At 61.9% G+C, this 19643-nt stretch carries 22 protein-coding genes and 1 riboswitch; of the genes, 20 read left to right on the plus strand and 2 right to left on the minus strand.

Annotation, left to right across the window (positions count from 1 at the left end; genetic code table 11):
- On the minus strand, window positions 1-1018 hold a 1018-nt coding region (gene purM, locus EKA13_RS16995; RefSeq protein ID WP_065760510.1), incomplete at its 3' end, for a phosphoribosylformylglycinamidine cyclo-ligase.
- A 343-nt stretch (window positions 1019-1361) separates the two neighbouring features.
- Here purM and EKA13_RS17000 point away from each other — a divergent pair.
- The 20 genes from EKA13_RS17000 to EKA13_RS17090 all read left to right on the plus strand — a co-directional run bounded on the left by EKA13_RS17000 (window position 1362) and on the right by EKA13_RS17090 (window position 18167).
- Window positions 1362-2414 carry a DUF2066 domain-containing protein gene (locus EKA13_RS17000; RefSeq protein WP_065760511.1) on the plus strand — a complete coding sequence of 351 codons (1053 nt, stop codon included), beginning with the start codon at window positions 1362-1364 and terminating at the stop codon, window positions 2412-2414.
- A 12-nt stretch (window positions 2415-2426) separates the two neighbouring features.
- Window positions 2427-3500 carry an AI-2E family transporter gene (locus tag EKA13_RS17005; protein ID WP_065760512.1) on the plus strand — a complete coding sequence of 358 codons (1074 nt, stop codon included), beginning with the start codon at window positions 2427-2429 and terminating at the stop codon, window positions 3498-3500.
- A gap of 156 nt (window positions 3501-3656) precedes the next feature.
- Window positions 3657-4361 carry a DnaA regulatory inactivator Hda gene (gene hda, locus EKA13_RS17010; RefSeq protein ID WP_065760513.1) on the plus strand — a complete coding sequence of 235 codons (705 nt, stop codon included), beginning with the start codon at window positions 3657-3659 and terminating at the stop codon, window positions 4359-4361.
- A gap of 114 nt (window positions 4362-4475) precedes the next feature.
- The gene (locus EKA13_RS17015; RefSeq protein ID WP_065760514.1) at window positions 4476-5111 is read left to right on the plus strand and encodes a C40 family peptidase; all 636 of its coding nucleotides are present in this window, start codon (window positions 4476-4478) and stop codon (window positions 5109-5111) included.
- 133 nt (window positions 5112-5244) lie between these two features.
- Window positions 5245-5781, plus strand: coding sequence for a C40 family peptidase (locus EKA13_RS17020; RefSeq protein WP_065760515.1), 537 nt, complete (start codon window positions 5245-5247; stop codon window positions 5779-5781).
- Between the two features lie 18 nt (window positions 5782-5799).
- Entirely contained in the window at window positions 5800-6447 is a 648-nt protein-coding gene (locus EKA13_RS17025; protein WP_065760516.1) for an O-methyltransferase, read from the plus strand.
- A gap of 84 nt (window positions 6448-6531) precedes the next feature.
- Window positions 6532-6752: riboswitch (cobalamin riboswitch) on the plus strand.
- A gap of 179 nt (window positions 6753-6931) precedes the next feature.
- Window positions 6932-7543: a cob(I)yrinic acid a,c-diamide adenosyltransferase gene (gene cobO / locus EKA13_RS17030; RefSeq protein WP_065760517.1), complete on the plus strand. Its 612-nt coding sequence runs from the start codon at window positions 6932-6934 to the stop codon at window positions 7541-7543.
- Window positions 7540-8835 (plus strand): cobyrinic acid a,c-diamide synthase CobB, encoded by a 1296-nt coding sequence (locus EKA13_RS17035; protein WP_065760518.1) that lies wholly within the window; start codon window positions 7540-7542, stop codon window positions 8833-8835. Before cobO ends, EKA13_RS17035 begins: the two co-directional genes overlap by 4 nt.
- Complete coding sequence (gene bluB, locus EKA13_RS17040) at window positions 8832-9479, plus strand: 5,6-dimethylbenzimidazole synthase (protein WP_065760519.1); 648 nt, start codon at window positions 8832-8834, stop codon at window positions 9477-9479. The genes EKA13_RS17035 and bluB overlap by 4 nt, the downstream gene beginning before the upstream one ends.
- Window positions 9479-10387 (plus strand): adenosylcobinamide-phosphate synthase CbiB, encoded by a 909-nt coding sequence (gene cbiB, locus EKA13_RS17045; RefSeq protein WP_065760520.1) that lies wholly within the window; start codon window positions 9479-9481, stop codon window positions 10385-10387. The genes bluB and cbiB overlap by 1 nt, the downstream gene beginning before the upstream one ends.
- Complete coding sequence (gene cobD, locus EKA13_RS17050) at window positions 10380-11372, plus strand: threonine-phosphate decarboxylase CobD (RefSeq protein WP_065760521.1); 993 nt, start codon at window positions 10380-10382, stop codon at window positions 11370-11372. Before cbiB ends, cobD begins: the two co-directional genes overlap by 8 nt.
- Window positions 11369-12823, plus strand: coding sequence for a cobyric acid synthase (locus EKA13_RS17055; RefSeq protein ID WP_065760522.1), 1455 nt, complete (start codon window positions 11369-11371; stop codon window positions 12821-12823). Before cobD ends, EKA13_RS17055 begins: the two co-directional genes overlap by 4 nt.
- Before the next feature lies 1 nt (window position 12824).
- Window positions 12825-13346, plus strand: a complete 522-nt coding sequence (gene cobU / locus EKA13_RS17060) for a bifunctional adenosylcobinamide kinase/adenosylcobinamide-phosphate guanylyltransferase (protein ID WP_065760523.1) — start codon at window positions 12825-12827, stop codon at window positions 13344-13346.
- Window positions 13343-14398 (plus strand): nicotinate-nucleotide--dimethylbenzimidazole phosphoribosyltransferase, encoded by a 1056-nt coding sequence (cobT, locus tag EKA13_RS17065; protein WP_065760524.1) that lies wholly within the window; start codon window positions 13343-13345, stop codon window positions 14396-14398. Before cobU ends, cobT begins: the two co-directional genes overlap by 4 nt.
- Window positions 14395-14964 carry an alpha-ribazole phosphatase gene (gene cobC / locus EKA13_RS17070; protein WP_065760525.1) on the plus strand — a complete coding sequence of 190 codons (570 nt, stop codon included), beginning with the start codon at window positions 14395-14397 and terminating at the stop codon, window positions 14962-14964. Before cobT ends, cobC begins: the two co-directional genes overlap by 4 nt.
- Entirely contained in the window at window positions 14964-15692 is a 729-nt protein-coding gene (locus tag EKA13_RS17075; RefSeq protein ID WP_065760526.1) for an adenosylcobinamide-GDP ribazoletransferase, read from the plus strand. The genes cobC and EKA13_RS17075 overlap by 1 nt, the downstream gene beginning before the upstream one ends.
- Before the next feature lie 86 nt (window positions 15693-15778).
- On the plus strand, window positions 15779-16183 hold the full coding sequence (locus EKA13_RS17080) for a MarR family winged helix-turn-helix transcriptional regulator (protein WP_065760537.1): 405 nt from the start codon (window positions 15779-15781) through the stop codon (window positions 16181-16183).
- Window positions 16184-16245: 62 nt separating this feature from the next.
- Complete coding sequence (locus EKA13_RS17085; RefSeq protein ID WP_065760527.1) at window positions 16246-17454, plus strand: MFS transporter; 1209 nt, start codon at window positions 16246-16248, stop codon at window positions 17452-17454.
- Window positions 17451-17573: a hypothetical protein gene (locus EKA13_RS28625; RefSeq protein WP_281182072.1), complete on the plus strand. Its 123-nt coding sequence runs from the start codon at window positions 17451-17453 to the stop codon at window positions 17571-17573. Before EKA13_RS17085 ends, EKA13_RS28625 begins: the two co-directional genes overlap by 4 nt.
- 42 nt (window positions 17574-17615) lie before the next feature.
- Window positions 17616-18167 (plus strand): glutathione peroxidase, encoded by a 552-nt coding sequence (locus tag EKA13_RS17090; protein WP_065760528.1) that lies wholly within the window; start codon window positions 17616-17618, stop codon window positions 18165-18167.
- Window positions 18168-18298: 131 nt separating this feature from the next.
- Here the strand turns inward: EKA13_RS17090 and EKA13_RS17095 are convergent, their stop codons facing one another.
- Window positions 18299-19558: an OmpP1/FadL family transporter gene (locus EKA13_RS17095; RefSeq protein WP_065760529.1), complete on the minus strand. Its 1260-nt coding sequence runs from the start codon at window positions 19556-19558 to the stop codon at window positions 18299-18301.
- Window positions 19559-19643 lie beyond the last annotated feature (85 nt).

Here is a 19643-nt window from a genome sequence, read left to right on the forward strand (position 1 = left end):
CCTCGGCAGCGGCGGCGATCTGGCCGATCACCCATGGCTGCTCGCCGGCTTCACGCAGCACGTCCAGCGCGCGCTGGACATCGTCCTGAGCCACGCAGATGACCATGCCGACGCCGCAGTTCAGTACGCGGTGCATTTCGGTCTCGTTGACGTTGCCTTGCTCTTGCAGCCAGTTGAACACGGCTGGACGCTCCCAGCTGGCGACATCGACAACCGCTTGTGCGCCTTTTGGCAGTACACGCGGGATGTTGTCGAGCAGGCCACCGCCGGTGATGTGCGCCATGGCCTTGACCGCGCCAGTCTCCTTGATCAGCTTGAGCAGTGGCTTGACGTAGATGCGGGTCGGGGCCATCAGCAGGTCGGTCAGCGGTTTGCCGTCGAGCTGGATGTTCTCGATGTCCGCGCCGGCGACTTCGATGATCTTGCGGATCAGCGAGTAGCCGTTGGAGTGCGGGCCGGACGATGGCAGGGCGATCAGCGCGTCGCCGTTGGCAACACGGGAGCCGTCGATGATGTCGGCTTTCTCGACCACGCCGACGCAGAAGCCTGCCAGGTCGTAGTCTTCGCCTTCGTACATGCCCGGCATTTCGGCGGTTTCACCACCGACCAGCGAGCAGCCAGCCAGTTCGCAACCCGCGCCAATACCGGTAACCACCTGGGCTGCGGTGTCGACGTTGAGCTTGCCAGTGGCATAGTAGTCAAGGAAGAACAGTGGCTCGGCGCCACAGACCACCAGGTCGTTCACGCACATGGCGACCAGGTCGATGCCGATGCTGTCGTGCTTGTTCAGGTTCAGCGCCAGACGCAGCTTGGTGCCGACACCGTCGGTACCCGAGACCAGAACCGGCTGTTTGTAGCCGGCCGGGATTTCGCAGAGGGCGCCAAAACCGCCCAGGCCGCCCATGACTTCCGGGCGCGCCGTGCGCTTGGCCACGCCTTTGATGCGTTCGACCAATGCTTCACCGGCGTCGATGTCTACACCGGCGTCCTTGTAGCTCAGGGAGGGTTGCTTGCTCATGATCCAGGCCTTTAGGGGGGAGGGATTCGGGGGAATCGACCGTGACCTGCCAGGCAAAGCGGAGGTTTTCCTGCTGCCTGACCGTCGCCGGTCTGCGAAGGCGCGCGATTTTATCAGGGTTACCGGGTAGCGGCCATCCTCAGGCCGACGGGTAGAGCCTCAATCGACAGAAAAATGATGATTAACCACCTGCGACTGGTTGCCGCGCCATGGGCTGTATAAGGTATAGCCATGGTGTACTGATGAAAATGCCGTGACGATTGAATGTTTTACCGGGGCCTGTGGTCTCAACCCCGGGCGCGGTCAAGCGGTGCCTCTATTTATGAATGGACGGGAGTCCCACATGCGTTTGTGCTCATATCTGGTCCTCGGCTGTGTCGCGCTGTTTGGCCTGACCGCTCAGGCCGAAACCCTCTCCGGTTTGTACCAGGTGCGTCAACCGGTCAGCGGCCAAGGCGCCGAGGCACGCACCCAGGCTACCGAACAGGCGCTCAATACCCTGGTGTTGCGCCTGACCGGTGACAGTAAAGCCCTGCAGAACCCCGCCGTCGTGGCCCTTCGCAAAGACCCGCAACAGATCATCAGTCAGTTTGGCTATGAAGCCGGCCCGCCCGAAACCCTGTTGGTGGACTTCGACCCGGGCACAACTGATCGGGCGCTGCGCCAGGCGGGCTTGGCCCTGTGGGGGAATAATCGTCCGGCGATTCTCGGTTGGTGGTTGAACGATAGCGCTGAAGGTTCGAACCTGGTCGGCGACGGGCAAAGCAGTGCCGTGGCGTTGCGTCGTGCGGCCCAGCACCGTGGTCTGCCTCTGCGCTTGCCACTGGGGGATCTGGGCGAGCAGTTGGTCGCTACCGCGAAAAACCTGGAAGGTACCGACCCGGCGCCGTTGCGCGATGCCTCCGAGCGTTATGGTGCCGATGCGTTGTTGGCAGTGCATGCCACCGAGGCCGACGGTAAATGGCAGGGTACCTGGCGCCTCTGGCAGGGTGACCAGCGTGAGCAGGGCAAGGTTGAGGGCGCGGACCCAGCAGCCCTGGCCGATGCGGTCATGCTGGCAGTGAGCAGTCGTTTGGCGTCGCGATTCGTTGCGCGCCCGGGAGCCAGCAGTGAAATGCAGCTACAGGTGCAAGGTGCGAATCTGGAGCGTTATGCCGAGTTGGGCCGTGTGCTGGAGCCATTTGGTGCACGCTTGGTCAGTGCCGAGAAGGACGTACTGACCTACTCGGTCACCGGTAGCAGTGAGCAACTGCGTGCCCAGCTTGGCCTGGCCAGGTTGCAGGAGGTGCCTGCAAGCACGCCGATCGCGACTGCGCCGGTCAGCGCTGATCCGGCGGTTGCCGGTACAAGCGCTGCGTCTGTTCAGCCGTTCAATGGCCTGCGTTTTCGCTGGTAAAGGGAGTTACTGATGACGGGTACGCGCCGCTGGGTGTGGTTGGGCATGGCGTTGCTCTGTGCAGCCCTGGTGTATTGGTTGCACGCGATTCTCTCGCCATTCCTGGTTGGGATCATGCTGGCGTACCTGGCCGACCCGCTGGTTGATCGGCTGGAACGTGCAGGGCTGTCACGCACCTGGGGTGTGGTAGTGGTCTTCAGCCTGTTCGGACTGGTGTTGCTGGCCCTGTTGCTGGTGTTGATTCCAATGCTGGCCAAGCAACTGGTGCGGCTCTATGAACTGACACCGCAGATGCTGGATTGGTTGCAACACGTAGCATTGCCCTGGGTGCAGGCGCGCCTGGGGCTGGCGGACGGTTTCTGGCGTTTCGACAAGGTCAAGGCCGCGATCAGTGCACATATGGGGCAAACCAGCGACATCGTCGGTGTGGTGTTGTCTCAGGCTACGGCATCGGGCCTGGCGTTGCTCGGCTGGTTGGCCAACCTGGTCTTGATTCCAGTGGTGGGTTTCTACCTGCTGCGCGATTGGGACCTGATGATGGCCCGGTTGCGCAGCCTGTTGCCGCGTCAGCGTGAGGCCCAAGTGGTCGTGCTGGCTGGCGAGTGTCACGAAGTGCTGGGGGCGTTCGTTCGTGGCCAGTTGCTGGTAATGCTGGCGCTGGGCGTGATCTATGCGGCCGGGTTGATGCTGGTCGGGCTTGAGCTCGGCTTGTTGATCGGTGTGCTGGCCGGGCTGGCCGCCATCGTGCCGTACATGGGGTTTATCATCGGCATTGGTGCTGCGTTAGTAGCTGGGCTGTTCCAATTTGGCGGCGAGTTGTATCCGCTGCTCGGCATTGTCGCCGTGTTCATGATTGGCCAGATGCTCGAAGGGATGGTGTTGACGCCCATGCTGGTCGGCGATCGCATTGGCCTGCACCCGGTGGCGGTGATTTTCGCCATACTTGCCGGCGGTGAGTTGTTCGGCTTTACCGGTGTGTTGCTGGCCTTGCCTGTTGCGGCGGTGATCATGGTTTTGGTGCGGCATGTCCATGACCTTTATAAAGAATCCGATATTTATGCGGGCCAGATCGATCCTGATCTTTAGGCTGATATCAGAAGGCTTGCACTCGTGTCAGGCATCTAATGCAAGCCTTTGATTTTGCTTATGGTCTTCTGCGATTGTGCGAGTGACCTCACGGGTATAAACTTTGCAGACTTTTCAAGAAAGGCCCTTTGCGGCTTCCCAAGCCGCCCAGCCAGCATGAAACCGATCCAGTTGCCCCTGGGTGTGCGTCTACGTGATGACGCCACCTTCATCAACTACTATCCGGGTGCCAACGCCGCAGCATTGGGCTACGTCGAGCGACTCTGCGAAGCCGACGCCGGCTGGACCGAAAGCCTTATCTATCTGTGGGGCAAACAGGGCGTGGGTCGCACTCACCTGTTGCAAGCGGCCTGCCTGCGTTTTGAGCAGATGGGCGAGCCGGCGGTCTATCTGCCGCTGGCGCAGTTGCTCGACCGTGGCATAGAACTGCTGGATAACCTCGAACAGTACGAACTGGTCTGCCTCGACGACTTGCAGGCCATTGCCGGCAAGCCAGAGTGGGAAGAGGCGATGTTTCACCTGTTCAACCGCCTGCGTGACAGCGGTCGACGGTTGTTGATTGCCGCGTCCAGTTCGCCTCGCGAGCTGCCGATCAAGCTGGCTGACCTCAAGTCGCGCCTGACCATGGCGCTGATTTTCCAGATGCGTGCATTGTCCGATGAAGACAAGCTGCGCGCCCTGCAACTGCGTGCTTCGCGCCGTGGCCTGCACCTGACCGATGAGGTTGGGCACTTCATTCTTACCCGTGGCACCCGCAGCATGAGTGCGCTGTTCGATCTGCTCGAACGCCTCGATCAGGCGTCGCTGCAAGCGCAGCGCAAGCTTACGATCCCCTTTTTAAAGGAAACCCTGGGCTGGTAGCGGCGATCTAGAGCCTCGGCACATAAAAGTCACATTTTTTTCGATTGAATTTGCAAATCGACTCGATAGAGGGCATAGTTTCCCCCTCATTGAACTCTAGACACGGTCGTGCCCATGCTAAATCGCTTCGCACCCCTCGTGCCCCTCGCACTTGTAACCCTGCTTTTTGGCTGCGCGGCGCATAGCCCTGTATCGCAGCAGCAGGAGCAGCAATCCATCGCTGCTCATCACGGTTCGGTCAAATCCTCTGGCACCTCTTCGGTGTTTGATGAAGAACTGGCCACTGAAGAAGAGCTGAGCGAGTTCGGCAGCAGCAAGCCTTACCAGCTGCCTGCACTGGCCGATAACATTCTTGAGCGCGGTATGTCCCTGATCGGTACCCGTTACCGTTTCGGCGGTACTTCCGAGGCCTCGGGCTTCGATTGCAGCGGTTTCATCGGTTATCTGTTTCGTGAAGAAGCTGGCATGAAGCTGCCTCGCTCTACCCGCGAGATGATCAACGTCAAGGCACCACAGGTTGCGCGTAACAACCTCAAGCCTGGCGATTTGCTGTTCTTCAGCACCAATGGTCGCGGCCGTGTCAGCCACGCCGGTATCTACCTGGGCGACGATCAGTTCATTCACTCCAGCAGCCGTCGTAGCGGTGGTGTGCGAATCGACAGCCTTGGTGATCGCTACTGGAGCAAAACCTTCATCGAAGCCAAGCGCGCGCTGGCAATGGCGGGTCCGACCACCATTTCGCGTAACTGAGCCCTCGTTAAGGTTTGACACGGCGACGTAGCCCTCGGGTGCGTCGCCGTGCTTGTTTTTAGAAAGCGTCTAATCTTCACTACCACTATTTTCTGGCCAAGTGCCAGCCGGCTTCAGACAGGATGCTCTGACTATGTCGATGATGGCGCGTTTCGCTGTACTTGCCCTGGCAGCCCTGCTGGGCGCCTGCTCAACCCAGGCTCCGGCCCCGCGAGTGGTCGAGCCTGCGGTCATGGCGCCGCAAGTCTATTTCTCCCCGGTTGCCGAAGATGTACTGTTCCGCGCCTTGGGCCTGGTGGGTACGCCGTATCGTTGGGGTGGCAACACGCCGGACTCCGGATTCGATTGCAGCGGCCTGATCGGCTATGTTTATCGTGATGCCGCAGGTGTTTCCCTGCCGCGTTCTACCCGCGAGATGATCGGCATTCGTGCGCCGAACATCGAACGTAATGCGCTGCAGTCTGGCGATCTGGTGTTTTTTGCCACCAATGGTGGCTCCGAGGTCAGCCATGCCGGTATCTATGTGGGCGAAGGGCGTTTTGTCCATGCGCCTCGTACCGGTGGTACGGTGCGACTGGACTACCTCGCGAACAGCTATTGGCAAAAGGCTTACCTGAACGCCAAGCGTGTGCTGCAACCGCCGCAGCCGAACCTGGCACGTAACCCCTGATCTGAATCGAGGTGGGCGATGACCGGTCAGACGCTCTACCTCGACGATGCCCTCTATCACTACCTGCAAGGTGTTTCACTGCGCGAGACGCCGTTGTTGGCGCGTCTGCGTGCTGAAACCCAGGCGTTGCCAGAGGCGCGCTGGCAGGTTGCGCCCGAACAGGGGCAGTTGCTCGCCTTGCTGATACGGTTGATCGGTGCCCGTCGAGTCATCGAGGTGGGTACCTTCACTGGCTACAGCGCCCTGTGCATGGCGCAAGCCATGGATGCGGGGCATCTGCTGTGTTGCGACCTGCCAGGCGATTACAACGCCACGGCACAGCGCTACTGGCAAGAGGCCGGTGTTGCCGAGCGTATCGAGTTGCGTCTGGGGCCGGCGCTGCAAACCCTGGCAACACTCGATGCAGAATCCTTCGACTTGATCTTCATTGATGCCGATAAGGCCAATTACCCGCGTTACCTGGAGGAAGCCTTGCGCGTGCTGCGTCCGGGTGGCCTGCTGGTGTTCGACAACACCCTGTGGAGTGGGCGCGTGCTTCAGGTCGTACCGGGCAGTGAAGACACCCGTGCAATCCAGGCGCTGAACGCGGCATTGAAGGACGACCTGCGGGTGGATTTGTCGTTGCTGCCGCTGGGGGATGGGCTGACCTTATGCCGCAAGCGCTGAACGTGTCTGTCGTGCCTCGCGCATGGCACGGCGTCAGCAGGTGTTCTGACAGCTTTAATTGACGCTCCCGGCCCAACCCTCTAACCTTCGCGACTTGTTTCAGGTGCTCTGCAGCCGTGGCGGTTGGCAGGGTGAAACAGGGAAGCCGGTGGGCGCTTGCAGCGCGATTCCGGCGCTGCCCCCGCAACGGTAGGTGAGTCAAGGTTACGCAGGGCCACGGGGTCTACGACCCGGGAAGGCGCGTCGCCAGGGTGTGCATGACCCCGCTCACAAGCCCGGAGACCGGCCTGTTACAGCCAACGGCATCACGGAGGGTGATGCGCGGTACGCCGGCCTCTGGCCGCAGCCCTGCGCGTTTTTCGTGTGCTTTGTCCATTCATCTGTCGCGCCGCCCAGTGGCCTTTCCAAACCCCAGCCCGTGCCGGTCGTCGTTGCTGACGATGGCCTGTGGTGCCCGGCCGACAGTTGCCTGCGGAGACTAGCGATGACTGAATCCACCGAGCGTGACGAACGCCACTTGGCGCGCATGCTGCGTAAAAAAGCGGTGATCGACGAGCGTATTGCCAATTCCCCGAACGAGTGCGGCTTGCTGCTGGTATTGAGCGGCAATGGCAAGGGCAAGAGCAGTTCGGCGTTCGGCATGCTTGCCCGCGCCATGGGCCACGGCATGCAGTGCGGCGTGGTGCAGTTCATCAAGGGCCGCAATAGCACCGGAGAAGAACTGTTCTTCCGGCGTTTTCCCGAGCAGGTGCGTTATCACGTGATGGGCGAGGGGTTTACCTGGGAAACCCAGGACCGGCAGCGTGACATTGCCGCGGCTGAAGCCGCCTGGGTGGTGACGCGCGAGTTGCTGCAGGATCCGACCATCAGCCTGGTGGTGCTCGATGAACTGAACATCGCACTCAAACATGGCTACCTCGACCTGGATCAGGTGCTCACCGACCTGCAGGCCCGGCCACCGATGCAGCATGTGATCGTTACCGGTCGCGGTGCCAAGCCGGAGCTGATCGAACTGGCCGATACCGTCACTGAGATGAGCATGATCAAGCATGCATTTCAGGCCGGTATTCGTGCCCAGAAAGGCGTCGAGCTATGAGTGAAACCCGGCATTGCCCGGCAGTATTGATTGCGGCGCCGGCGTCCGGTCAGGGCAAGACCACGGTCACTGCGGCGCTGGCGCGGCTGCACCGCAACCAGGGTCGCAAGGTGCGGGTGTTCAAATGTGGCCCGGACTTTCTCGATCCGATGATCCTTGAGCGTGCAAGCGGCGCCCCGGTCTACCAGCTGGACCTGTGGATGATTGGCGCCGAGCAGAGCCGACGCTTGCTGTGGGAAGCAGCGGCTGAAGCCGATGTGATTCTCATCGAGGGCGTCATGGGCCTGTTTGACGGTACGCCATCCAGTGCCGATCTGGCTCGGCACTTTGGTGTGCCGGTGCTGGCGGTGATCGACGGTACAGCCATGGCGCAAACCTTCGGTGCGCTGGCGTTGGGCCTGGCACGCTATCAGCCAGACCTGCCATTTGCTGGCGTACTGGCCAACCGCGTCGGTTCATTGCGCCACGCACAACTGCTGGAGGGTAGCCTCACCGAGGGGCTGCGCTGGTATGGCGGCCTGTCACGGGAAACCGCCATCGAGTTGCCAAGCCGTCACCTGGGGCTGGTTCAGGCCAGTGAACTGAACGACCTCGACCTTCGCCTTGATGCGGCCGCCGCGGCGCTGGGGGGAAGTTGCGAATCGGCGTTGCCACCAAGCGTGGCATTTTCAGTCCCCCAACCGCACACGGTTGAGCCTTTGTTGGCCGGTGTCCGCATCGCAGTGGCCCGTGATGAGGCGTTTGCCTTTACCTATGGCGCCAACCTCGATGTGCTCCGCGACATGGGCGCGCAACTGAGCTTTTTCTCGCCGCTGCATGACGAACAGTTACCGGAGGCCGACAGCCTCTATTTGCCGGGCGGCTACCCCGAACTGCACCATCAGGCCCTGGCGGCCAACAGGCCCATGCTGACGGCCATTCGCACCCATCATCAATTGGGCAAACCGCTGTTGGCCGAGTGCGGTGGCATGCTCTACCTGCTGGATGCCCTCACCGATGTGGCGGGTGAGCGTGCCGAGTTGCTCGGCCTGTTGCCCGGTGAGGCCGTGATGCAAAAGCGCTTGGCGGCGCTGGCGTTGCAAGCGGTGGCATTGCCGGAAGGCACCTTGCGCGGGCACACCTACCACCATTCGTTGACCCAGACCGAGTTGACCCCGATTGCTCGCGGGCAGAGCCCCAATGGTGGGCGTGGAGCCGAAGCGGTCTATCGCTGTGGGCGGCTGACCGCCTCCTATGTGCATTTCTATTTTCCTTCCAACCCCCACGCGTCGGCGGCGCTACTGGCACCATGAGCGAACACGATTTCAGCGCGGACGAACGGGCAGCGGTGTACCGCGTGATTGCCGAGCGCCGTGACATGCGTCACTTCATCGGCGGCAAGGTGGCACCTGAGCTTCTGGCGCGCCTGCTTCAGGCTGCGCACCAGGCCCCCAGCGTTGGCTTGATGCAACCCTGGCGCTTTATCCGTATTACTGACCGCAGCTTGCGTCAGCGTATCCAGGTGGTCGTGGAGCAGGAGCGGGTGCGCACGGCCGAAGCGCTTGGCGAGCGTGCCGACGACTTCATGAAACTCAAGGTCGAAGGCATCAGCGACTGTGCCGAGGTGTTGGTGGCGGCATTGATGGATAAGCGCGAGGGGCATATTTTCGGTCGCCGTACGCTGCCGGAAATGGACCTGGCGTCACTCTCCTGCGCTATCCAGAACCTCTGGTTGGCGGCGCGGGCCGAAGGGCTGGGGATGGGCTGGGTATCGTTGTTCGAGCCACAGGCACTGGCGGATTTGCTGGGGATGCCCGAAGGGGCCAAGCCATTGGCCGTGCTCTGCCTGGGGCCGGTGGCGGCATTCTACCCGGCGCCAATGCTTGAACTGGAAGGCTGGACCAAGGCGCGTCCGCTCGATGACATGCTGTATGAAAACCATTGGGGAGAGCGTTGATGAGTGTGGCTTTGCTGAGCGTGGCCGGTGTGGCGCTGGATGCGCTGCTGGGTGAGCCAAAGCGTCGCCATCCGCTGGTCGCTTTCGGGCGCTTCGCCTCGCGCCTGGAACAGCGTTTCAATGCGGGTGGGCGTGGCTGGCGCAGCCATGGTGTCACGGCCTGGTTTCTTGCTGTGGTACCACTGACCCTGGCGGCTACGCTGTTGTCCTGGTTGCCCTACATCGGATGGGGGGTGGAGATCCTCGCCCTCTATTGTGCCTTGGGGCTGCGCAGTCTCGGCGAGCATGTCATGCCCGTGGCCGATGCCTTGCGCCAAGGCAACCTTGACGAGGCACGGCGTCGGGTCGGTTTTCTGGTCAGTCGCGAGACCCGTGAGCTGGACGAGACGGCCGTCGCCCGGGCGGCTACCGAGTCGGTGTTGGAAAATGGCAGCGATGCCGTGTTTGCCGCCTTGTTCTGGTTTGTCGTCGCCGGTGCGCCGGGAGTGGTGCTCTATCGGCTGAGCAACACCCTGGATGCCATGTGGGGCTATCGCAACGAGCGTTTTGAGCGCTTCGGTTGGGCGGCGGCGCGCATTGACGATGTACTCAATTATATTCCTGCGCGGTTGGTGGCCCTGACCTATGCCGTGCTGGGCAAGACTCGCCTGGCCTTGCGCTGCTGGCGTCGCCAGGCGCCGCAATGGGACAGCCCGAACGCCGGGCCGGTGATGGCATCCGGGGCCGGTGCGCTGGGCGTCGAGTTGGGTGGCGCGGCGGTCTACCATGGCGAACTGCATGAGCGAGCTCAGTTGGGCGAGGGCCCCGCAGCCGATGCCGACGCTATCGAGCGTGGCTGGCAACTGGTGTGCCGTGGTGTCTGGTTGTGGTTGCTGGTGTTGTGCCTGGGAGCAGAATTCTATGCTTGAACACGGAGGGCGCCTGCAGCGGGCGATCCAGCAGTACGGTATTGCTCAGGAGTGCTGGCTTGACCTGTCCAGTGGCATCGCGCCCTGGCCATTCAGTGTCCCGCCGATTCCGTTGCGGGCCTGGGCACGGCTGCCGGAGACCGACGATGGCCTGGAGCAGGCTGCCGCCGAATACTATGGCGTCAAGCGCCTGCTGCCGGTCGCGGGTTCCCAGGCGGCTATTCAGGCGCTGCCGCGCCTGCGGCGTACTGGCAAGGTTGGCGTGCTGTCGCCGTGTTACGCCGAACATGCCGAGGGCTGGCGGCGTGCCGGGCACCGGGTGCGTGAGCTGGACGAGACGCAGATCGAACACTACCTCGACAGCCTTGATGTACTGGTAGTGGTCAACCCCAACAACCCGACCGGACGCGTCGTGTCACCAGAGCAACTGCTGAACTGGCATGCGCGCCTGGCCCAGCATGGTGGCTGGTTGCTGGTTGACGAGGCGTTCATGGACAACACCCCCGCGCAGAGCATTGCGGCTTACGCGGATCGCCCCGGCCTGATTGTGTTGCGTTCGTTCGGCAAGTTCTTCGGGCTTGCCGGGGTGCGTTTGGGGTTTGTCGTGGCCGAGCGGCAAATGCTGCAACTGCTGGCTGAGCAGCTCGGGCCGTGGGCGGTCAGTGGGCCAACCCGTGTGCTGGGGCAGGCCTGCCTGCAGGACCGGGCCGCTCATCAATTGCAGATCAAGCGTTGTGCCGATGCGAGCCGGCGCCTGGCCCTTTTGCTGGAGGCGGTCGGCTTGCCGCCCAGTGGTGGCTGTGACCTGTTCCAGTACCTGGTGACTGAGCGGGCGGCCCACATCCATGAGTTCATGGCACGACGCGGTATTTTGCTGCGCTTGTTCGAGCAACCGGCCAGCTTGCGGTTTGGTTTGCCCGATACGGAAGACGATTGGCAGCGCTTGAGCCTCGCGTTGAATGACTACTGCAAGGAGCAGCCATGACGACCCTGATGGTGCAAGGCACCACCTCGGATGCTGGCAAGAGCACCCTGGTGACCGCGTTATGCCGCTGGCTGGTACGCCAGGGGGTTGGCGTCGTACCGTTCAAGCCGCAGAACATGGCGCTCAACAGCGCGGTAACCGCCGACGGTGGCGAGATTGGTCGAGCCCAGGCTGTACAGGCCCAGGCTGCAGGCCTGGCGCCGCACACCGACATGAACCCGGTGCTGCTCAAACCGAACAGTGATACCGGTGCCCAGGTCATCGTCCATGGGCGTGCGGTCACCAACATGAACGCCGTGGCGTATCACGACTACAAAGCCATTGCCATGCAGGCGGTGCTGGCATCGCATCGGCGTCTCAGCGAGACGTATCCCGTGGTGATGGTCGAGGGGGCGGGCTCGCCGGCGGAAATCAACCTGCGTGCCGGCGATATTGCCAATATGGGCTTTGCCGAGGCGGTGGATTGCCCGGTGATCCTGATCGCCGACATCAACCGGGGTGGGGTATTTGCGCACCTGGTCGGCACCCTGGAACTGCTGTCGCCAACGGAGCAGGCGCGAGTCAAAGGCTTTGTGATCAACCGTTTTCGTGGTGACATCGCCCTGCTTCAGCCTGGCCTCGATTGGCTGGAAGCGCGCACCGGCAAGCCGGTGTTGGGTGTGTTGCCCTATGTGATGGACCTGCACCTGGAGGCCGAGGACGGTCTCGATCAGCGTCAGGGCGACAAGGTCGCGCAGGTACTCAAGGTGATTGTCCCGGTGTTGCCGCGTATCAGTAACCACACCGATTTCGACCCGTTGCGCCTGCACCCGCAGGTTGACCTGCAGTTCATCGGCCCCGGCCAGGCGATTCCGCCTGCCGACCTGATTATCCTGCCGGGCTCCAAGAGCGTGCGCGGCGACCTGGCGCAATTGCGTGAGCGTGGCTGGGAAGCGGCTATCGCGCGTCATTTGCGCTACGGCGGGAAAGTATTGGGCATCTGTGGCGGCTTGCAGATGCTCGGTCAGCGGGTGGACGACCCGCTGGGCCTGGAAGGTACCGCCGGTTCCAGCCCGGGCCTGGGCTTGCTGGACTTTGTCACCGAACTGGAAGCTGAGAAGCAGTTGCGCAATGTCGCCGGTCAGTTGTCCCTGGAAGCCGCGGCGATCAGCGGCTACGAAATCCATGCCGGGGTCAGCCGTGGCCCGGCACTGGAGCAGCCCGCCGTGTACTTGAGCGATGGTCGCCATGATGGTGCGATCAGTGCCGACGGGCAGATCCTCTGTACCTACCTGCACGGCTTGTTCGAGTCGCCCGCTTCCTGCAGCGCACTGTTGCGCTGGGCAGGCTTGGACGACGTTGAACAGGTCGACTATCACGCCCTGCGTGAACTGGACATCGAGCGCCTGGCCGACCTGGTCGACCGGCATCTGGATACCTCTCGGTTACGACAATTGTGTGGGCTTGACTGACATGCTCAACCTGATCCTCGGTGGTGCCCGCTCTGGCAAGAGCCGCCTGGCTGAACAACGGGCGCAGCACAGCGCCTTGCCGGTGACCTACATTGCCACCAGCGAGCCGCTGGATGGCGAAATGAATGCTCGGGTGCAACTGCACCGCGAGCGTCGGCCTGCTGAATGGGGGCTGATTGAAGAGCCTCTGGCGCTGGCCCGAACCTTGATCGACAACGCAGCGCCCGGGCGTTGCCTGTTGGTGGACTGCCTGACCCTCTGGCTGACCAACCTGCTCATGCTTGAAGACACGCAGCGCTTGAACGATGAGCGCAACGCGTTGCTTGACTGTCTGCCCAACCTGCCGGGCGAGATCATTCTGGTGAGCAATGAGACTGGCCTGGGGGTTGTGCCCATGGGCGAACTGACCCGCCGTTATGTCGATGAAGCCGGCTGGCTGCATCAAGCAATTGCCGAGCGCTGTCAGCGTGTGGTGCTGACTGTTGCCGGCTTGCCCCTCGTTTTGAAAGGACCTGCACTATGAGTCAGAACTGGTGGCAGAACCCCTGCCAGGCACCGGATGAAGCGATCCACCAGCAAGCACTGGAGCGACAGCAACAATTGACCAAACCGGCGGGCTCGCTGGGCCGTCTGGAGGGATTTGCGGTGCAGTTGGCCAGCCTGCAAGGGCGGCTCAAGCCTGACTTGGCACAGGTCTGGATCACGATCTTCGCGGGGGATCATGGCGTTGTCGCGGAAGGCATCTCTGCGTATCCGCAGGCCGTCACTGCCCAAATGTTGCAGAACTTCGTCAGCGGTGGTGCGGCGATCAGCGTTCTGGCGCGCCAGCTGGACGCGCGTCTGGAGGTGGTCGACCTCGGTACAGCCACCCTGCAAGACGACTTGCCGGGCGTGCGACATGTGCGTATTGGCGCGGGGACTGCCAACTTCGCCAAGGCGCCGGCGATGACGCTTGAGCAGGGCTTGCAGGCCTTGCAGGCTGGGCGTGAAAGCGTTTTGCGGGCTGCTGCGAACGGCGCGCAGTTGTTTATTGGCGGTGAAATGGGCATTGGCAACACCACCGCCGCGAGTGCCCTGGCATGTGCGTTGCTCGGGTGTGCGGCCAGCGACCTCAGCGGCCCAGGAACTGGTCTGGATGCGGCAGGTGTGCGGCACAAGGCCGAAGTGATTGAGCGGGCCCTGAAACAGCATGCCGTTTCCGGTGATGACCCTCTGCAGGTTCTGCTTTGCTTCGGCGGTTTTGAGATCGCCGCGTTGGTGGGTGCTTACCTGGCCTGCGCTCAGGAAGGTATCGCCGTGCTGGTCGATGGATTCATCTGCACAGTCGCCGCATTGCTGGCGGTTCGTCTGAACCCGCAGGCACACTGCTGGCTGCTGTTCGGGCACCGTGGTGCCGAGCCAGGTCATCGCCTGGTATTGGCGCAGCTGGATGCCGAACCGGTGCTGGAGCTCGGTTTGCGGTTGGGAGAGGGCAGTGGTGCTGCGTTGGCGGTGCCGCTGCTGCGTCTTGCCTGTGAGCTGCATGGGCAGATGGCGACCTTTGCCGAGGCCGCCGTTGCGGATCGTCCGGCATGATCATTGACCTGCTGCGTCATGGCGAAACCGAACAGGGGGGCGGCTTGCGTGGCAGCCTTGATGACGCCCTGACAGATCAGGGATGGGCACAGATGCGCGCGGCGACCGCCAGCCGCGCACCGTGGCAACGGCTGATCAGTTCGCCACTGCAGCGTTGTGCACGCTTTGCCGAGGCTCTGTCCGGGCAACTGGGCGTGCCATGTGAGCTGGAGCCAGAGTTGCAGGAGCTGCACTTTGGTGAGTGGGAGGGGCGCAGCGCGGCTGCGTTGATGGAAACCCATGCGCAGGAACTGGGGCAGTTCTGGGCTGATCCCTATGCGTTTACCCCGCCCGGTGGCGAGCCGGTTGCAGGGTTTGAGGCCCGAGTGCTGCGTGCCTTGGCGCGCTTGCAGCAGCGATATGTGGGCGAGCACCTGTTGCTGGTCACCCACGGCGGGGTGATGCGGCTGTTGCTGGCGCGTGCCAGAGGGTTGCCACGTGAGCAGTTGTTGCAGGTCGAGGTCGGGCACGGAGCGCTGGTGCGACTGGTGCTGGATGCCGATGGACAATGGCAAGAGGCCCGCTGATGTTGCCCTTCTGGATTGCCTTGCAGTTCCTCAGCAGCCTGCCGGTGCGTCTGCCGGGCATGCCGGCTGCCGAGCAAATGGGGCGTTCATTGCTGTTCTACCCCGTGGTGGGGCTATTGTTCGGCGTGCTGCTGTGGGCCTTTGACAGCCTGCTGGCCGCAAGCCCGTTGCTGCTGCATGCTGCGCTGCTGCTGACGCTCTGGGTGTTGCTCAGTGGCGCGTTGCACCTGGACGGGTTGGCTGACAGTGCTGACGCCTGGCTGGGTGGCTTTGGTGATCGTGAACGAACCCTGACGATCATGAAAGACCCGCGCAGCGGGCCAATTGCCGTGGTTACCCTGGTTCTGGTGTTGTTGTTGAAGTTCACGGCGTTGCTGGCGCTGGTTCAGGCCGGGCAGAGCATGGCGTTGCTGCTGGCGCCTCTGATCGGGCGTGCGGCCATGCTTGGGTTGTTCCTCTGTACGCCTTATGTACGCGCTGGCGGGCTGGGTCAGGCTTTGGCCGAGCACCTGCCGCGGCGCTGCGGGCACATCGTCTTGGTGCTCAGTGGCGTGGCCTGTGTGCTGCTCGCTGGCTGGCAAGGCGTGCAGGCACTGTTGCTGGCATGTGTTGTGTTCTTTTGGCTGCGCAGCCTGATGGTGCGCCGATTGGGTGGCACCACGGGTGACACGGCTGGCGCCTTGCTGGAGCTGCTTGAGTTGGCGGTACTGGTCGGCTTGGCGTTGTAGCGATTGCAGCCTGCCGTTGGCCTGTGATCGCGCGATGTTCTGCGTTAATGCTTGTGTTGAAGCCGATGCGGGTATATACACGTACCATGTTGACCAGCCAATGCCTCTGTACCCACTTGCGTCGTGCTGCCCGAGGAGTAAGCCGCCGTTACGACGAAGCCCTTGAAGGCTTCGGCATCAATGTTGCCCAATTTTCCTTGTTGCGGCACTTGCAGCGCCTCGACCGTCCGAGCATCTCCAGCCTGGCCGAAGCCATGGGCCTGGACCGCAGCACCTTGGGGCGCAACCTGCGGGTGCTGGAGGCCGATGGCCTGGTAGCACTGGCTGAGGGTGATGACTTGCGTAATCGCCTGGTACTGCTCACCGAGCAGGGCAAGGCGCGGTTGTCGGCTGCTGAGCCTGCCTGGGAGCAGGCGCAGTTGAAGATGCTGGCGGCGTTGGGCGAAGCGCAGCGTGACGAACTGGTGCGCTTGCTGAAGCAATTGGCGTGAAACATGACCCTAAACGCGGGTATATACCCGCGTAACCTTGCGGCAGTCAGGAGACAATAATAATGACCACGGTATGGCGAACGAGCGGCTGGATACTCTTGGGCGCAGCCCTGATTTTGGCGTTATCGCTCGGTGTGCGACACGGTTTTGGCCTGTTTCTGGCGCCAATGAGCGCCGAGTTCGGCTGGGGGCGCGAGGTGTTTGCCTTTGCCATCGCCCTGCAGAACCTCATCTGGGGCCTGGCGCAGCCCTTTGCCGGCGCCCTGGCTGACCGCCTGGGCGCCGCTCGGGTAGTGATTATCGGCGGGGTTCTGTATGCCGTCGGCCTGCTCATGATGGGAATGGCCGATTCGCCCCTGTCGTTATCACTCAGCGCTGGTCTGTTGATTGGCATTGGCCTGTCAGGCACCTCGTTCTCAGTGATCCTTGGGGTCGTGGGCCGTGCGGTACCCGCAGAGAAGCGCAGTGTGGCCATGGGTATTGCCAGTGCTGCTGGCTCGTTTGGCCAGTTTGCGATGCTGCCAGGAACGCTGAGCCTGATTGGCTGGCTCGGCTGGTCAGCGGCACTGCTGGTACTGGGACTGCTGGTCGCATTGATCGTGCCGCTGGTGGGCATGCTGCGCGACCGTCCATTGCCGAGCCACGCAGATGAGCAGACCTTGGGCGAAGCCTTGCGCGAGGCCTGTTCGCACTCAGGGTTCTGGCTGTTGGCGCTGGGCTTCTTTGTCTGCGGTTTTCAGGTGGTGTTTATCGGGGTGCACTTGCCGGCGTACCTGGTTGACCAGCACCTGCCTGCCACCATCGGCACTACGGTGCTGGCGCTGGTTGGCCTGTTCAATATTTTCGGTACCTACACGGCCGGCTGGCTTGGTGGCCGGATGTCCAAGCCGCGCCTGTTGACGGCACTCTACCTGTTGCGTGCCGTCGTGATTGTGCTGTTCATCTGGGTGCCCGTATCGGCCGTCAGTGCCTATTTGTTTGGTATCGCCATGGGCTTGCTCTGGCTGTCCACGGTGCCCTTGACCAATGGCACCGTCGCCACCTTGTTCGGTGTGCGTAACCTGTCGATGCTGGGTGGGATTGTCTTCCTGTTCCACCAGTTGGGTGCGTTTCTGGGCGGCTGGCTGGGCGGTGTGGTGTATGACCGTACGGGTAACTATGACCTGGTCTGGCAGATCTCTATCCTGCTCAGCCTATTGGCTGCGGCGCTCAACTGGCCTGTGCGCGAACGTCCGGTTGCGCGGCTGCAAGCGCAAGTGGGGGCGGCGTGAGCAGCCAGGTGTTGCGCTGGCTTGCGCTGGCAGGCGGCTTGTTGGTGCTTGGGCTTGCCTGGTGGGGCTGGCATCAGGGCGGGTTGGCGTTGATGCAATTGGGCATGGGCGCTTGCTAGGCGTATTCTGACCCCTCGGACTGCATTCACAGGAGAGGCATGATGCGTACACGCTGGTTGTGGGTTCCGTTGTTAACGCTTGTTTTCGGGGCATCGGCTGTTGCCGGCCAATGCCCTGAACTGTTGCGAGGTGAGCTGCCCAAGTTGCGCGCCAAGGAGCAGATCAACCTGTGTGAACAGTTTGCCGGCAAGCCGCTGGTGGTGGTCAATACCGCCAGCTACTGCGGCTTTGCGCCACAATTTGAAGGCCTTGAGGCGATTTACCAGGCCTATCACGAGCAAGGCCTGGAAATGCTCGGGGTGCCGTCCAATGACTTCAAGCAGGAAGCTGCCAGCAGTGTCGAGACGGCCAAGGTCTGTTATGCCAACTACGGCGTCACGTTCACCATGACCGAACCGCAGGCCGTACGTGGCGACGATGCTACGCACCTGTTCCGGGAGCTGGCACGCCAGAGCAGTGCGCCGAAGTGGAACTTCTATAAATATGTTGTGGACCGCCAGGGTAAGGTCGTCGCCAGTTTCTCCAGCCTGACCAAGCCGGATGACCCGCAATTCAAGGCGGCCATCGACAAGGCCATCGCTTCACAGCCCTGAGGGTCTATGGGCATACCGAGCCGATGGAAGACTACCGGGTGCCGGCAGGGCAGGCCTAGAAACACAAACGCCCCGAACTCGTCGGGGCGTTTGTGTTGCGCGGGCGGCAGAAGCTCACCGCGTGCATGAGATCAGAAGCGGTAGGTGAGCGATGCACCCACGCCGTGTGCGCTGTTCTCGTACTTGGCGTTGTAGGTGCCTTTGGTTGGGTTATTCAAGTTGATATTGACGTCCTCCTCCCACAGGTAGGAGTAAGCCACGTCAATGGTCATGTCGTCGTTCGGGCTCCAGCCAGCGCCCAGGCTGAACACTTTGCGGTCGCCGGTCGGGATGCGCGGCGAGCGGTCGGTGTTGTTGGTTGGCGACTGGTCGACGGTAAAGCCGGTTCGCAGTGTCCACTCCTTGTTCAGCTTGTACGCAGCACCAATGGCGTATGCCCAGGTGTCGTGCCAGTTCTGCTCTTCGGTGATGGTTCCGAAGCGAGCGGTCAGCGGCGCAGGAACATCGCTGTTAATGATGATTGATTCAAGGCGGCTCCAGCGAGTCCAGGTGCTACCGGCGTAGAGGGTCCACTGATCGTTCAGCTCATGGGTGAGCGAGAAGTCGAGTGATTCTGGTGTCTTGATCTTCAGTTCGGCGTCGTATTTGTTGCCACTGAAAGGGCCAATCAAGGCATTGTTGATCTTGGTGTCGCCTTCAAGCTTGTAATCGACCATCGAGTGGTAGGTCAGGCCGAGGCGCGTGTTGTCGGTAGCCTGAACCAGGACACCGATGTTGTAGCCGACGGCGGTGTCGTCGCCCTTGACCTTGACTTCACCATCGTTGCTGCCCGGCGTGAACGGGTTGACCGTGTTGGAGCTCAGCTCGCCTTTGATCTTGTTGATCGTCGGGCCGAAACCGATAGAAACCTTGTCGTTGAACGCATAGCTGACGGTTGGCTGGAAGGTGATGACTTCCACGTAGCTTTTCTTGCCGTAGTAGCGGCTGGCAGCGGTGCTTTCGTAGTCAGTCACCAGGCCGAACGGTACGTAGACGCCGAAGCCGACACTCCAGTGCTCGTCGATTGGCTTGACGTAGTACCCCATGGGTACGCCAACCACCGGCACCATATCGCCGTCGCTGGTGCCGCCTAGGTTGCTACGGCCGTCGATATCGGACTTGGCGATGACAGCGGCGCCGCCAACGGTCACTTGTTCGCGCTTGAGGCGCGACATGCCGGCAGGGTTACCGAATACGGTGCTGGCATCATCGGCAGAAGAAGAGCGACCCGCAAAGCCGGTTCCCATGCTGCTGATGCTTTGTTCGTTAAGAGCAAAGCCGCTGGCGAACAGTTGAGTGGACGCGAGCGTGACAGCGAGACCTAGCGACGTTTTGAGTATTGCTTTTTTCATTATTAGAACTCCTTGGGATCACCGGCTCGCAAACTACCAACATTTTGTCCGTCGCGCTATAGGGCATATCCCGGGAGATAGCGCG

Source organism: Pseudomonas defluvii (genome assembly GCF_001695625.1).
GTDB classification, from domain to species: domain Bacteria; phylum Pseudomonadota; class Gammaproteobacteria; order Pseudomonadales; family Pseudomonadaceae; genus Aquipseudomonas; species Aquipseudomonas defluvii.

Bases quoted from the DNA above. Each gene is read 5' to 3' on its own strand.
- EKA13_RS17000 (WP_065760511.1), top strand. From the start codon at position 1,362: ATGCGTTTGTGCTCATATCTGGTCCTCGGCTGTGTCGCGCTGTTTGGC.
- EKA13_RS17005 (WP_065760512.1), top strand. From the start codon at position 2,427: ATGACGGGTACGCGCCGCTGGGTGTGGTTGGGCATGGCGTTGCTCTGT.
- hda (WP_065760513.1), top strand. From the start codon at position 3,657: ATGAAACCGATCCAGTTGCCCCTGGGTGTGCGTCTACGTGATGACGCC.
- EKA13_RS17015 (WP_065760514.1), top strand. From the start codon at position 4,476: ATGCTAAATCGCTTCGCACCCCTCGTGCCCCTCGCACTTGTAACCCTG.
- EKA13_RS17020 (WP_065760515.1), top strand. From the start codon at position 5,245: ATGTCGATGATGGCGCGTTTCGCTGTACTTGCCCTGGCAGCCCTGCTG.
- EKA13_RS17025 (WP_065760516.1), top strand. From the start codon at position 5,800: ATGACCGGTCAGACGCTCTACCTCGACGATGCCCTCTATCACTACCTG.
- cobO (WP_065760517.1), top strand. From the start codon at position 6,932: ATGACTGAATCCACCGAGCGTGACGAACGCCACTTGGCGCGCATGCTG.
- EKA13_RS17035 (WP_065760518.1), top strand. From the start codon at position 7,540: ATGAGTGAAACCCGGCATTGCCCGGCAGTATTGATTGCGGCGCCGGCG.
- bluB (WP_065760519.1), top strand. From the start codon at position 8,832: ATGAGCGAACACGATTTCAGCGCGGACGAACGGGCAGCGGTGTACCGC.
- cbiB (WP_065760520.1), top strand. From the start codon at position 9,479: ATGAGTGTGGCTTTGCTGAGCGTGGCCGGTGTGGCGCTGGATGCGCTG.
- cobD (WP_065760521.1), top strand. From the start codon at position 10,380: ATGCTTGAACACGGAGGGCGCCTGCAGCGGGCGATCCAGCAGTACGGT.
- EKA13_RS17055 (WP_065760522.1), top strand. From the start codon at position 11,369: ATGACGACCCTGATGGTGCAAGGCACCACCTCGGATGCTGGCAAGAGC.
- cobU (WP_065760523.1), top strand. From the start codon at position 12,825: ATGCTCAACCTGATCCTCGGTGGTGCCCGCTCTGGCAAGAGCCGCCTG.
- cobT (WP_065760524.1), top strand. From the start codon at position 13,343: ATGAGTCAGAACTGGTGGCAGAACCCCTGCCAGGCACCGGATGAAGCG.
- cobC (WP_065760525.1), top strand. From the start codon at position 14,395: ATGATCATTGACCTGCTGCGTCATGGCGAAACCGAACAGGGGGGCGGC.
- EKA13_RS17075 (WP_065760526.1), top strand. From the start codon at position 14,964: ATGTTGCCCTTCTGGATTGCCTTGCAGTTCCTCAGCAGCCTGCCGGTG.
- EKA13_RS17080 (WP_065760537.1), top strand. From the start codon at position 15,779: ATGTTGACCAGCCAATGCCTCTGTACCCACTTGCGTCGTGCTGCCCGA.
- EKA13_RS17085 (WP_065760527.1), top strand. From the start codon at position 16,246: ATGACCACGGTATGGCGAACGAGCGGCTGGATACTCTTGGGCGCAGCC.
- EKA13_RS17090 (WP_065760528.1), top strand. From the start codon at position 17,616: ATGCGTACACGCTGGTTGTGGGTTCCGTTGTTAACGCTTGTTTTCGGG.
- EKA13_RS17095 (WP_065760529.1), bottom strand. From the start codon at position 19,558: ATGAAAAAAGCAATACTCAAAACGTCGCTAGGTCTCGCTGTCACGCTC.